Origin of the sequence: Chryseobacterium sp. FH1, assembly GCF_000735135.1 — a bacterium.
Lineage (GTDB): Bacteria > Bacteroidota > Bacteroidia > Flavobacteriales > Weeksellaceae > Epilithonimonas.
In genome coordinates this window covers 193,861-206,469 of the sequence record NZ_JPLZ01000005.1, presented here as the reverse complement: position 1 = coordinate 206,469, position 12,609 = coordinate 193,861, and the positions used below count along the sequence as shown (strand labels likewise).

Annotated in this window: 13 protein-coding genes; 5 read left to right on the top strand and 8 right to left on the bottom strand. The window is 37.8% G+C overall.

Annotated elements, in window-relative coordinates:
• Positions 1-10: 10 nt before the first annotated feature.
• From IO90_RS06715 to IO90_RS06705, 3 genes are all read right to left on the bottom strand, one after another.
• On the bottom strand, positions 11-475 hold the full coding sequence (locus IO90_RS06715; protein ID WP_034965178.1) for a nucleoside triphosphate pyrophosphohydrolase family protein: 465 nt from the start codon (positions 473-475) through the stop codon (positions 11-13).
• A gap of 212 nt (positions 476-687) precedes the next feature.
• Positions 688-1,080, bottom strand: a complete 393-nt coding sequence (locus tag IO90_RS06710) for a DUF1801 domain-containing protein (RefSeq protein ID WP_034965176.1) — start codon at positions 1,078-1,080, stop codon at positions 688-690.
• Positions 1,081-1,157: 77 nt separating this feature from the next.
• Positions 1,158-2,297 (bottom strand): acyl-CoA dehydrogenase family protein, encoded by a 1,140-nt coding sequence (locus IO90_RS06705; protein WP_034965174.1) that lies wholly within the window; start codon positions 2,295-2,297, stop codon positions 1,158-1,160.
• Positions 2,298-2,415: 118 nt separating this feature from the next.
• Between IO90_RS06705 and IO90_RS06700 the strand changes: the two genes are divergently transcribed.
• The 4 genes from IO90_RS06700 to IO90_RS06685 all read left to right on the top strand — a co-directional run bounded on the left by IO90_RS06700 (position 2,416) and on the right by IO90_RS06685 (position 4,425).
• On the top strand, positions 2,416-2,943 hold the full coding sequence (locus tag IO90_RS06700) for a ribonuclease domain-containing protein (protein ID WP_034965172.1): 528 nt from the start codon (positions 2,416-2,418) through the stop codon (positions 2,941-2,943).
• A gap of 145 nt (positions 2,944-3,088) precedes the next feature.
• Positions 3,089-3,400, top strand: coding sequence for a barstar family protein (locus tag IO90_RS06695; protein ID WP_034965170.1), 312 nt, complete (start codon positions 3,089-3,091; stop codon positions 3,398-3,400).
• Positions 3,390-3,842 (top strand): GNAT family N-acetyltransferase, encoded by a 453-nt coding sequence (locus IO90_RS06690; RefSeq protein ID WP_034965329.1) that lies wholly within the window; start codon positions 3,390-3,392, stop codon positions 3,840-3,842. The genes IO90_RS06695 and IO90_RS06690 overlap by 11 nt, the downstream gene beginning before the upstream one ends.
• A 79-nt stretch (positions 3,843-3,921) precedes the next feature.
• Positions 3,922-4,425: a DinB family protein gene (locus tag IO90_RS06685; RefSeq protein WP_034965169.1), complete on the top strand. Its 504-nt coding sequence runs from the start codon at positions 3,922-3,924 to the stop codon at positions 4,423-4,425.
• Between the two features lie 64 nt (positions 4,426-4,489).
• Here the strand turns inward: IO90_RS06685 and lnt are convergent, their stop codons facing one another.
• From lnt to IO90_RS06660, 5 genes are all read right to left on the bottom strand, one after another.
• Positions 4,490-6,145: an apolipoprotein N-acyltransferase gene (lnt, locus tag IO90_RS06680; protein ID WP_034965167.1), complete on the bottom strand. Its 1,656-nt coding sequence runs from the start codon at positions 6,143-6,145 to the stop codon at positions 4,490-4,492.
• Positions 6,146-6,228: 83 nt separating this feature from the next.
• Positions 6,229-6,936: a DUF2071 domain-containing protein gene (locus IO90_RS06675; protein ID WP_034965166.1), complete on the bottom strand. Its 708-nt coding sequence runs from the start codon at positions 6,934-6,936 to the stop codon at positions 6,229-6,231.
• 53 nt (positions 6,937-6,989) lie between these two features.
• On the bottom strand, positions 6,990-8,648 hold the full coding sequence (gldG, locus tag IO90_RS06670; protein WP_034965163.1) for a gliding motility-associated ABC transporter substrate-binding protein GldG: 1,659 nt from the start codon (positions 8,646-8,648) through the stop codon (positions 6,990-6,992).
• Positions 8,649-8,780: 132 nt separating this feature from the next.
• On the bottom strand, positions 8,781-9,509 hold the full coding sequence (locus tag IO90_RS06665) for an ABC transporter permease (protein WP_034965161.1): 729 nt from the start codon (positions 9,507-9,509) through the stop codon (positions 8,781-8,783).
• A gap of 78 nt (positions 9,510-9,587) precedes the next feature.
• Complete coding sequence (locus tag IO90_RS06660; protein ID WP_034965159.1) at positions 9,588-10,136, bottom strand: CopD family protein; 549 nt, start codon at positions 10,134-10,136, stop codon at positions 9,588-9,590.
• Positions 10,137-10,415: 279 nt separating this feature from the next.
• Here IO90_RS06660 and IO90_RS06655 point away from each other — a divergent pair, with 279 nt between their 5' ends.
• Positions 10,416-12,581, top strand: a complete 2,166-nt coding sequence (locus IO90_RS06655) for a M12 family metallo-peptidase (protein WP_034965157.1) — start codon at positions 10,416-10,418, stop codon at positions 12,579-12,581.
• The last annotated feature ends 28 nt before the right edge of the window (positions 12,582-12,609 follow it).

The window sequence follows — 12,609 nt, the reverse complement described above, 5'->3', positions numbered from 1 at the left end:
CGTCGGTTTTTTATTTTAAAAGTGAAGCCAAGTCGGCTGCAGAATAATATTTGTTCTTCAAAACCTTGTTGTCTGCAACGCGGTGAACATTGTATTTGTCTCCAGATTTTTCGTAGTAAGCATCGGTTCCTTTAGCTTTATAAAATTCTACTGTTTCCTGCGCCTGAACTTCGTTATCGCAAGCTTTGGACATATTGGAACGCTGAACTTCATTGAACAATTCCACGAATTTATCGCCCAATCCAAACTCCAAAACAGCACCACTCAAAACATACTGAAGGTCGCAAAGTGCATCGGCAACTTCTACCAAATCGTTGTCTTCAATCGCTTTTTTCAACTCGTCCAATTCTTCCTGTAGAAGACTCACTCTCAGCTCAGCACGTTCTTTTGAAGGAATCTGAGGTGTGTCAAGAATTGGGGCGTTGAAGGTTTTGTGAAATTCGGCAACTTGGTTCAGGCTGTCTATCTTTTCCATATATTTTCTAAAATTTTAACAAATATAAAAAATGCCATCCTTAAAGACAGCATTTATAAAATTAAAATGTTTTTTGAATAGTAAATTTTAGTTTAAAAAAGTAAGAATAAGTAGGAAAACAAAAGGCTTCGACTCCGCTCAGCCTGACATCGCTTATTGCTGGATTTAATAAAAAGTTGTCATCCTGAGCGGAGTCGAAGGATTTATTAAAATTATTTCAAACGTTCCAAAACACCTTTCCGCTTCACAATATTCTTATAATCCCATTGGATCTCTCTTGATTTTTCCAGCCAACGTTTCAAATCATCATTATCGATTTCATTCACATCATTATAAAAAATAGAAGCGTCCTGAAATTTTTCGCCTTCCACATTCAGTTTTTCTTCATTGAAAGATTTTCCGCTCCAAAACATCAATCGAATTCCTCGTTTCTGTTTGCTGTAGCCAACAATCGGATTTCCATCTAGAAACCAAACCGGATGCGAATGCCAGATTTTATTCTCGGCTTCGGGAAGATGTTTGCATATTTCTTTGGAAAGAAAGGTTGCGATTTTCTCGTCTTCAGATTCTAATTTCTGATTGTAAGAAATGATGTCTTGATTCATCGGCTATAATTTAAAAACCCTTTCAAAGTTAAAAATTTTTGAAAGGGTTTGATGTTTTAAATGTAAAATTTTGATTCTTAAGACGTAATGTCTCTTCCAATCACCAATCGCTGGATTTCAGAAGTTCCTTCGCCAATCGTACACAATTTAGAATCTCTGTAGAATTTTTCAACTGGGAAATCTTTCGTGTAACCATATCCACCAAAAATCTGAACCGCATTATTGGAAATTCTTACGCATGCTTCAGAAGCGTATAATTTTGCCATTGCGCCTTCGCGTGTCATTTTTGCTTTAGCATTTTTGAGGTCAGAAGCTCTTCTGATTAGCAATTCTGAAGCGTCAATTTCTGTCGCCATATCGGCCAACATAAAGTTAACCGCCTGAAAACTTGAGATCGATTTTCCGAATTGGTGTCTTTCCTGAGCATATTTCAAAGCCGCTTTGTAAGCACCTCTTGCAATTCCCAAACTCAACGCGGCGATAGAAATACGACCGCCGTCCAGGATTTTCATCGCTTGTTTGAAACCGCTCCCCACTTCGCCCAATCTGTGAGAATCCGGAACGAGAACATTGTCGAAAATCAATTCTGCTGTTTCCGAGGCGCGCATTCCCAATTTATTTTCTTTTTTACCGGAAGTGAATCCAGCCATTCCTTTTTCCAAAACGAACGCTGTGGAATTATTTTTTGCACCAATTTCTCCAGTTCTTGTCATCACTACCGCAATGTCGCCCGAAATAGCGTGCGTGATGAAGTTTTTTGCACCGTTGATAATCCAATCGTCGCCGTCTTTAACCGCTGTTGTGGACATTCCTCCGGAATCTGAACCTGTGTTGTGCTCCGTCAATCCCCAAGCGCCGATGACTTTTCCGGAAGCCAAATCTGGCAACCATTTTCTTCTTTGCTCTTCGTTCCCGAATTCATAAATATGATTCGTGCAAAGTGAATTGTGCGCCGCAACGGATAATCCAATCGATGGGTCAACTTGTGAGATTTCGTCCAAAATCGTCACATATTCCTGATAACCAAGACCAGAACCGCCGTATTCTTCAGGGATTACGATTCCCATAAATCCCAATTCACCCAACTGGTGAAACAATTCTACAGGGAAAGTTTGGCTCTCATCCCAATCCATTATGTTGGGGCGAATATTTTTTTCAGCAAAGTCTTTTGCTGTTTCGGCTATCATTTTTAAGTTGTCCATTGTGTCGGAGTTCATATTTTATCTTTGTTGCCAAATATAGAAAAATTAGACTTAGGAGAAATTATTTTTAAAGTTTGTTTTTTATGCTTTATGAATCGAGGTTTTCATTATTTTAGCATAGAAATTTTCATCAATGAATCCGAAGCTAAAAACCCTTTTATTCTTTCTCGTCGGTGCTTTTGCCGGAATCTCGGTAATGTTCCTCATCACGAATTACAAAATCGAGAAGCGAAATGAATATTTGACGGAAGCAGAAAGTCGAAAGTCAGAAGCTTCAAAAACTGAGAATCGAACTATTCAAGAATTTGATGCTGAGAATTCTTCTGACAACTATTCGATTGATGAATTAACGAAAGATGATAAAGTGATTGCTTATGTGAAATCCAATCATCAGTTACCGGTTTTTTATATCACAAAATCTGAAGCGAAAAGTAAAGGCTGGATTGCATCAAAAGGAAATCTCTGTGACGTTTTGCCAGGAAAAGCGATTGGCGGCGACAAATTCAGCAATCGTGAAAAACAGTTGCCAAGGGGCGAAAAATATTACGAAGCCGATGTAAATTACAATTGCGGAAACCGTGGCGCAGACCGAATTGTTTTTACTGAAAATGGCGATGTGTGGCTGACAAAGAATCATTATAAAAGTTTTGAGAAGAAATAAAAAGCTGGAAAATGGAAGTTTTCTAATTGGGAAGGCTTCGAGAGCCTCAGCCTGACAGTGTTGTCATCAATCTACGGCTTGAGCCAGATAGGTTGTCATCCTGAGGCTCTCGAAGGATATATAAAATAATATCCATAATAATAAAATGAAAGAAATACTAATCGATTTTTTAAATATAGGAGACTACGAAGATTTCTATGAACAATTGAAATCAAAAGTAGAATTGCCGGAACATTTCGGAGACAATCTGGATGCACTTTCGGATGTGATTTCTGGCGGTCTGGAACTTCCAATTCACATTGAATTTGTGAATATGAGCGTGGACCAATTGGAAACTTTCGAAGACCTTTTGACAACTTTGGAAGATGTGAATGAGGAAGTGGAAGATTTCACGTTCAGTTATTACCTTGAGCAATACGAAGATGACGATGAAAATTTAGATGAAAATGAAGAATAATACAAGAAAAGCAACCATCGACGACCTTTCGCAATTGGCTCAGTTGTTTGACGAATACAGAATGTTCTACCACAAAACCTCTGATGTTTCTGGCGCAGAACAGTTCATTTCCGAAAGATTGGAAAGCGGAGATTCTGAGATTTTTGTGGTTGAGGAAGAAGGAAAGTTAGGCGGGTTTGTACAGCTCTATCCATTGTTTTCGTCTACGAGAATGAAGCGTTATTGGCTTTTGAATGACCTTTACGTAAATCCTGAATTTCGGGGAAAAGCTTATTCCAAAGCGTTGATTGAGGAAGCGAAAGAACTTTGCAGAACATCCAATTCGTGCGGAATGTACCTCGAAACCGGAAAGGAGAATATGATAGGAAATCAGTTATATCCAAGTGCAGGTTTCAAAAAATACGATGAGGTGAATTTCTATGAGTGGGAAGTGGAATCATAAAGATAAACGATAAATAATAAATGATTTCATTGCGTGCCAAAAAATTGTAAATCTTGAATTTTAAACTTTAAATTAAAAAATGACCGATTTCGAAAAATATATCCAGCGTTATCTTGACCTTGTTCCATCAGAAAATTGGATTGAGGAATTGAAAAATTCAGGGAAGCAGACTTTGGATATTTATGAAAAACTTACCGAAGAACAAGGTAACTTTGCCTATGCTGAAGGAAAATGGAGTTTGAAAACACTTTTGCAACATCTCATTGATACAGAAAAAGTCTTTGCTTATCGTGCTTTGAGATTTTCCAGAAAAGACCAGTCTTTGGTTTCTGGTTTTGATGAAGAAGCTTGGGCGGATAATTCCTACGCTGACTCACGAACTTTGAAAAGTCTAATCAAGGAATTTAAAGTGACGAGAAAGCAGTCGTTTATTTTCTTCAAAACACTTCCCGCAGAAGCTTTACAACTAATCGGAATCGTGAATGGAAATGAGACAAAAGTGGAGACGATTGGGAAATTGACTGTTGGTCATAACCTTCATCATTTGAATATTATTAAGGAAAGGTATTTGCCGGGTTTCTAATCTAAAAATTTACCAATTCTCTCATTGGTAAATTGATAGTTTGTTAAATTGGTACACTTGATATTTATTTCTTCCTAGTCAAATACTTCCTCCCAGGAATAAACAACAACAAAGCACCAATCACAAACATCGACAATCTGGAAAGAAAATCACCACTTTTTGTGTAGAAAGTTTCGTGGTCGATGAGATTCACTTTCGCCATCAAAGCACCTTTTGCACCATAAGGCAAATCGTCCACAATATCGCCTCGGGAATTGATGTGCGCGCTGGTTCCGCTGTTCGCCGACCTTGCAATTTCTCTTCGGGTTTCTATCGCGCGGAGTTTTGCATAAGCCAACAATTGTTTATGACCTTGCGAAAATCCCCACCAAGAATCGTTGGTGACGATTGTTAGGAGATTGGCTCCTTTTTTCACGTAATCCGTCACGTATTCTCCATAGACACTTTCGTAGCAAATGATGGGTGCGATGACGGAATTATTGTAAGGATTTGCGAATACTTTTCTTTCTGTAGAAATTCCCAATGAACGGGTAGTTCCTCCCAAGTCTAGCATCACATCGCCCAAGATTGGTTTGAAGAAATTGATATAAGGGAAAATCTCAACGCCAGGAACCAACATTGCTTTGTGATAAACTTCTGGTTGCTGATTCGGGACGATTTGTATCGCCGAATTATATTCATCCACCCAAATGCCTTGTCTTTCCAAGAAGCTTGCTGTCACTGGTTTTTCTTCATTTTCCGCATAAACATAATGGCTGGAAATTCCACCTGCGAAAACGGATTTCGGATGTTGGGAGAGAAAAGTCCTCACATTATTAATAAGCAAACTATTGTTAAATCCTCGTTCGCTCATAGAACCTGGTCCAGGCAAAGATGTTTCTGGCGCAAGATAGAGGTCGATGTTTTGATTTTCTTTTCCTCTTAATGTTATAACTGAATTTTCGGAAGCTAACTTTAAAAGATCACTTTGAATCGTCAAACTGTCTTTTTGATATTTCTCATTGTAAGGATCCAAAGCCGGCTGAAGCATTGTCACATTCAAAGTTCCGACAAATTTTGGAGAATAATTGTAATATTTAATTAAAGAAATCAGCATCGGCAAGACAATGAAACCTGCCAACATCGATACATTTTTAATCAATGATTTTCTGATTCTTCCCGCTTCCCAAATTCTAAAAGTATAAAATGCGAGAACGTTGCAAATCAAGATCCAGAAACTTCCGCCTGTTGCGCCCAAAGTATCGTACCATTGAATGAATTGGTGATAATCTGCAAAGACATTTCCGAGATTCAGCCAAGGCCAGGTGAATTCCCAAACCAAGTGCAACTTCTCAAAAGCCATCCAAATTACCACGAAAAACACCAACCCGAAATAGGTTCCCTGACTTCTTTTGTAAAGTCGATATAAGTGGAAAATGATTGACATAAAAAAGGCGTTCGTCAAAACCGGAAACAAAACGGCCAAAAGAGAATTGCTCCCGTCCGGAAGTTTTGAATTGTAAAGCCAACCCGTCGTAACCGCATTCCAAATGACAAACGTAAGATAGGACAAACCAAATATCGCCAAACTTTTCCGTTTGATATCACTGAATTTCGCAATGTTGTGTTCCATCATTAATAAAGGAACGAACGCAAAAAATATAAAAAACGGAATCCCATAAGTCGGCCAAGAGATGGCGAGTAAAACTCCGGATATTAAAGCTAATAGAAGGTTTTTCATTATTATCAAAATATGAGTTAACAAAAATACTCATATTGAAGTTAATAAATGCGCGAAGCAGAGACATTTTACATTGGTTACTTTTATTTGTCCGTTTCACTTTTCCATTCGTGCTCAATATTTGTCATCAGCAAAGCATTGTCAAAAGTCACTGAACCTTTTGGGAAAAATTCCTCATTCTCAAAAAAAGATGATCTTACATTTGTTACATCAAGTGGTCGAACTTCCCAGTGATAAGCTTTCAATCTCAGTCCTTCGAATTTGTTCTGGTTTGGAGAATAGCCGAGGTCTCCTTTTTCAAAAAAATCGGAAACATTATTTAATGTTTCAAAAATTGAATTGTCATTAAACACATTTGTCTCGGAAGCATCAATTAAAATTTCGGTCTCATCAGAACTTTTAAAGTCGATATGATAATTTCCGTCATTTTCATTGACATTGAATTTTGCGTGGTAATGTTTTCCGGGGAATATTCGTCCGCCGACAAGAGTATTTAGTTTAAGTGAAGTGTCTCGCCGTGGAATGTAAACTCCAGATTTGGTCTCTCCATTTTCGTCCCATTCAACTGCAATTCTGTGAGCGCCATTTTCTGAGTTCACTCCAACAAAGTCAGGAAGTCCTTTTGGTTTAATGTGTTTTAATCTTATCAAACAAATTCCGACGATTGCTTTTTCTTTGTAAAGTTTTGGTCTGAAAGGAAAAGGGATGATTTTCTCAACTACTTTTGGGTCAGCTGTGAAGTTGATTAAAATTCTTCTGTCAATGTATCCGTGAATTGTTGGGATTTTCATTTTTATGAAGGTTTTTACAATTTTGCAGGAAGCTAAGGAATTAAATTTAAGTCTTAAGAAAATCTTTTCTTTCTAATAAAATAAAATCCAGCTCCCAAAATCCCCAAAATCCCCAATGGTAAAAGCAGGTTGATCCATTGCCATTTCGATTGTTCTTCTGCAACTCTTTCTCTGTCCAACAAACGGATTTCAATCGAGCGGTTTCTGAGTTCCATCAGATTGCTGTCATCCAAAAGATAATCCAGTGCATTTCTGAGGAATTGTGCGTTTCCATAATGTTCTTTGGTTAGTAGATCTTCGCCCAAAGGAAGCGGTTTTCCTTTCCAGATTTGATTTCTTGCGATGTCGCCATCGGCAATCACGAGCATTTTGTTGTCCGGACTTTGAGATTTGAAATCGGGATAAGCGTTTTTTTCACTTCTTGTAGAATAAGCTGAGGTAAATTTCCCTTCCAAAGCCACAGCAAAAATCTTTGGTGGAGTGGGGCGTTCCATTTCGCCGATGCTGTCTGCGCGCACGATCTCGGACAAAGCTACATAATTCGGAACCGCTTTGGAGATGGTTCTTTCGCTCGATTCGAAAAGAACTCTGGTTTTGATATTTGGTCTTCCCAACGTGTCAATAGAAGTTGGGAATTCGAATTTTACAGGATTGATGTTTTTAGTAATCGGATGCGTGGTTTCAGAGATTCCCAATGGAAAATATGGCCACAGAAAACTGCTGTATTGCGGATTGCCAGCCACTTCGCCAGAAACAATTCTGATCATTGCCGACTTTTTCATATCCTTCGTCAAAGCTGGATTGATCCTCAAGCCATAATTGAACATAAAATCTGTCAGATTAAGGTCCATCGGATAGGCCATTATTTTTTTCGCTTGGAAAAGCGTGTCCATTTCGGCATTCACAGCGTCCAGCATCCAAAGCGTTTTTCCGCCGTTCATAATGTATTGGTCCAGAATCACTTTCTCGTTGTTCGTAAAAGCTTTTCGTGGTTTTGCAATCACGAGCGCGTCCATTTGTTTCAGTTTCGGAACGTCGGCCAATGAAAGTTCGGTCTTGTTTTCCGGAATCACAGGTCCAACGTTGTAATTTTCCATCGCAACATCCAAAAATCCCTGGAATTCATCTGGACTCAACTCTTGCTGATTGACCAAAAATCCGACATTCTTCGCCGTTTCTTCGGATAGACCTTTGATGGTTGATGCAAAATTATACTCCAGACTTTCGATGGATTTGCTAAGTTGCGTGCTTGCATCGATTCCAGATTGCTGAATGATGAGCGGAACCGAAGTCCCATAACCATTATATTTGATTGCCGCGTACGGAAACATCACGATCTCCGAGATTTTCCCCTCTTTCATATCAGGCAGAATCGAAGGTTGCATTCCCATTCCAGCCAGCGTGTCTTGCGGGATTTTTTCAGCAATTGGATCACGGAATTTGTAATCGATTTTTGGATTGATCTTCCGGAACTCGTCCAACATAAATTTGGTTTCATTCTGAAGTTGTTTGAAGGAAGCGGGGAAATCGCCATCCAGATAGACTTCTACCATCATCGGTTTGTTCACATTTTCCAAAACTTTGATGGTGGATTCTGAAAGCGTGTATCGTTTTTCCGCCGTCAAATCGAAACGTTTGTAAACCAATCCGCTCATCCCGATGATGAGAAGAACTGTGATAATGATAAGTGTGATTTTATTTTTTTTATTCATCTTAATGATAATGAATTTTATAATTTTATTCAATAGGATTTTATCCTTTCTTTGTTAAATCGCCCTTTTCGGACTTTAAAGTTTGTGTATGATGCAAGTGAAAGCGCGCTCCCATTCTCAAACTCATTGCATCTATTTCTTTTTCCAGACAAACCAACTCGCCAATCCTAATCCCAAAAAAATGACGAATAGGAAGTAAGAAACGTCTCTCGTATCAATCTGTCCTCTCGTGAAAGCTAAGAAATGCTGATAGAATCCTATGTTTTGCAAAATGTAATCTGCGCCTCCCAAAAGTTTGTAACTCGCCAATTGCTCAATCCCGAAATAGGCGATGAAACAAATGAAAACACCCAAAAGATAAGCCGTGATTTGGTTTGATGACAGCGACGAAGCTAAAATCCCAACGGCGGAAAATGTGGCAATCAAAATAATCAATCCGATGTAGCTTCCAAATGTCATACTTCCATCAATATTGCCTTCCGGGACGCCCAAAACGTAAACGGTGTAATAATAAACCAAACTTGGTAGCAAACATAAAACCCCAACCAGCCAAACGGAAAGAAACTTCCCACCGACGATTTCAGTGATTTTTACAGGTTGAGAAAACAGCCAGAACAAAGTTCCAGATTGCTGTTCCTCGGCCAAAGTTCGCATACTGATTGCAGGAATGATAAACATAAAAAGCCAAGGCGAAAGCACGAAAAAACTCTGTATGGAAGCGCTTCCGATTTCGAAGATATTAAAATTGTTCTCGAAGAAGAATAGGAAAAGGGCAGAAATAATGCTGAATGCGCCAATGATGATCCACGCGCTCCAGTTTCCGAAAAAATTCCAAAGTTCTTTTTTGAATATTGCAATCATAGTTTAGTTGATAGTTGTTGGTTGATGGTGTTTGTTTTTTAGCTTTTGTCAGGCTGAGGCTCTCGAAGCCCAATTAATTTATTTTGTCTTATTTTGATTCACCAGTTTTACGATTGAACTTATCAAAATGATGATTCCGAAAAATCCTAAAAGCAGTTGCCACCAATATTCTATAACGGAATATTTGAGGATTACGGTAAAAACGACGGCAAATAAAATGAAAGTGGCAATCTCATTGAACTGTCGAAGTTTGATATTTGGTGTTGGTAAAATATCGCCATTCAGTTTTTTGAGTTCTTTCATCTTTTTCCAACACCAGAAATGGTAAATTCCAAGTCCCACCAAAAATGTCAGTTTTAAGTGAAACCAAGGCGTTTTCATCAATCCTGAATTTAGAAAAATCATTGTCAATCCAGAAAGTAACATCAATATTCCTGCAGGAACAGTAATGATATTCCAAAGTCTGACCGCCATAAAAACGTATTGATTTCTGAGAATTTTCTGTTTCACCTCATCAAACTCGTCGGTATCTTTATAATAAACAAAAAGTCTCACCAGGTAGAAAATTCCAGCGAAGTAGCTTACCATAAAAATAATGTGAATCGCTTTGATAATGGAGTACAGCATCAAAAATTTTTTGCAAAGATACTTTTTATTGATTAGAAGATGAAATATGAATGCTTTATGAATATATGTCTTTATAAACGCCGTTAAAAACATATGTTTTTCATTAATAAAAAAGTTGAGGATTTATTTGTGGTAGAATATTTTTCTTTTTAAAGGTTATAAAAAAACAATATTGCGAAATTTTTTAAATTGAGATTAAATAGTTAAAATTTGATTTTTGAAATAGAATATGGAAAAAAATCGCTTTTTTTGTAAGATTAATTTTAATAAAAGTATGATATGAAGAAAGTTTTACAACTGTTTTTGACAGTTTTGGTGTTTTCCTTTTTCTCTGCACAGTCGTTGAGACATGTGGCAAAGGAAGTGAATGATTTCCACTCCAAAAGAGTGAGTTTTAAAAAAGTAAGTCTGTTTTCTGTAGATGCAACCAATTCTAATAGATCGATTTACAGACAAGCGGCCAGAGATGCACAAGTTTTGAAACTAGATAAATCAAAGTTAACAAATCTAGTACAGGACAGACCAGATGCTGTGGAATTTACCTTTCCATTTGAAGACAGAGAATTGACTGTGGAGATGGTAAAAGTAGATATCTATTCCAACGATTTCAAAGCTAAAACCAACAAAAAAGAAGAAGTTGCCTACAAAAAAGGTATTTTCTACAGAGGAATCATCAAAGGCGATGATACTTCTGTTGTTGCATTCAGTTTCTTTGATAATGACGTTATCGGTGTTGCATCTGCCACAAACATTGGTAATGTGACTTTGGGAAAGGCGGTGAAGTCTGAAGATTTTGTGGTTTATAATGATCAGAAGTTGACAGGAGCCAACCCCTTTATTTGTGCAGTAGACGAGTTGATGGAAAACGAAACTCAAAAAGTCAGTTTCGATCCAAAAGCTTCTAAAGCGCCTCAGATGACGAATGCTTGTGTAAGAGTTTATTATGAAATCGCCAATCAGCCCTTCGTGCAAAACGGATCCGATGTTAATGCTACAATCAACTGGATCTCTGCAGTTCATAACAATATTAACACACTGTATGTGAACGATGGCGTTAAAATGTCTCTAAAAACGGTTTACGTTTGGGAAACAGCCGATCCTTATACAGGAAGTTATAGTGCTAACTTGTCATTATTTAGGAGTACTAGAACGACATTTGATGGGGATCTTGCCCATTTGGTAAATTATCCATCAACTACAAGTGTGGCTTATCTTAATTCACTTTGTTCTACAAATAGATATGCTTATTCTGGGATTAATATGACCTATCAAAATGTACCAACATATTCTTGGACTATTATGGCAATGACACATGAAATGGGACATTCTTTAGGTTCACCTCACACACATGCTTGTTCTTGGAATGGTAATTCTACTGCTATTGACGGTTGTGCTCCTACTTACAGAGCTGACCTTGCGGAAGGCGATTGTGAAATTGGTCCAATTCCAAGCAACGGGGGTACGATTATGAGTTATTGTCACCTTCTTCCTTCGGTTGGAATCAATATGTCATTAGGCTTCGGAGAGCAACCAGGAGCGTTGATTAGACAGACTGTGGATTCCAAAGCTTGTCTAGGTACAGATTGTGCAAATGCTTGTACGGTAACTGTTACTTCTCTCGTTATAAACAATATTACAAAAACAACTGCTACAATTACTTTAGCAGATGCATCATCTACCCAATGGAAATATAAAGTTTCAAAGATCGATGGTACGTTGGTTAAATCTGGCTTGAGTACTGATAAAGTATTTGACATTACAGAATTATCTCCGAATACATTTTACAATGTTGAAGTCGGAACCGAATGTTCTGCAGCCTACCAAAGAAGTCAGATCATCTTGACAGATGATGACTGGTGTGGCAAAACGATTACAGATACAGGTGGACCAGATGGAAATTACACGGATGGAGAATCTTGGACAAAAACATTCTATCCAGATAATGCAAACGAAAAATTAAAACTGACTTTCACAGAATTTGATCTTGAGGCAGGTTACGATTTCCTTACAGTTAGAAATGGTCCAGCTGCCAACTCTCCAGTTTTTACTGGTGCAAATAATATGTCTGGAACTACGATCAGAGGGCCTTTCGAATCTACTCATGCGACGGGCGCTATTACACTTGTTTTCAGATCAGATCAAATGGTGAACGAGAAAGGATTTATCGCCAACTTCAGCTGTACAGTTTTGGGTGTGGATGATATCTCAAATTCAAAAGATATTTTGTTATCTCCAAATCCAGTTAAAAATCAATTCACTTTAAAAGGAATTTCAAAAATCACAGGCGTTGAGGTTTATGATATTTCTGGGAAATTGGTAAAACAATTTGATACAGATAGTTTATCTAAAAATTCATTCGATATTTCTCGACTTAAAACTGGAAATTATGTTGTGAAAATCAAGACAGATAAAGAAACTCTGACTAAGAAGTTAATTAAGGAATAATCATTCTTTTTAAATATCTCAAAGAAAA

Excerpts from the sequence above, each read along its gene's own strand:
- lnt (WP_034965167.1), bottom strand. The coding sequence starts at position 6,145 with ATGAAAAACCTTCTATTAGCTTTAATATCCGGAGTTTTACTCGCCATC.
- IO90_RS06710 (WP_034965176.1), bottom strand. The coding sequence starts at position 1,080 with ATGAATCAAGACATCATTTCTTACAATCAGAAATTAGAATCTGAAGAC.
- IO90_RS06695 (WP_034965170.1), top strand. The coding sequence starts at position 3,089 with ATGAAAGAAATACTAATCGATTTTTTAAATATAGGAGACTACGAAGAT.
- IO90_RS06665 (WP_034965161.1), bottom strand. The coding sequence starts at position 9,509 with ATGATTGCAATATTCAAAAAAGAACTTTGGAATTTTTTCGGAAACTGG.
- IO90_RS06660 (WP_034965159.1), bottom strand. The coding sequence starts at position 10,136 with ATGCTGTACTCCATTATCAAAGCGATTCACATTATTTTTATGGTAAGC.
- gldG (WP_034965163.1), bottom strand. The coding sequence starts at position 8,648 with ATGAATAAAAAAAATAAAATCACACTTATCATTATCACAGTTCTTCTC.
- IO90_RS06655 (WP_034965157.1), top strand. The coding sequence starts at position 10,416 with ATGAAGAAAGTTTTACAACTGTTTTTGACAGTTTTGGTGTTTTCCTTT.
- IO90_RS06705 (WP_034965174.1), bottom strand. The coding sequence starts at position 2,297 with ATGAACTCCGACACAATGGACAACTTAAAAATGATAGCCGAAACAGCA.
- IO90_RS06675 (WP_034965166.1), bottom strand. The coding sequence starts at position 6,936 with ATGAAAATCCCAACAATTCACGGATACATTGACAGAAGAATTTTAATC.
- IO90_RS06685 (WP_034965169.1), top strand. The coding sequence starts at position 3,922 with ATGACCGATTTCGAAAAATATATCCAGCGTTATCTTGACCTTGTTCCA.
- IO90_RS06700 (WP_034965172.1), top strand. The coding sequence starts at position 2,416 with ATGAATCCGAAGCTAAAAACCCTTTTATTCTTTCTCGTCGGTGCTTTT.
- IO90_RS06690 (WP_034965329.1), top strand. The coding sequence starts at position 3,390 with ATGAAGAATAATACAAGAAAAGCAACCATCGACGACCTTTCGCAATTG.
- IO90_RS06715 (WP_034965178.1), bottom strand. The coding sequence starts at position 475 with ATGGAAAAGATAGACAGCCTGAACCAAGTTGCCGAATTTCACAAAACC.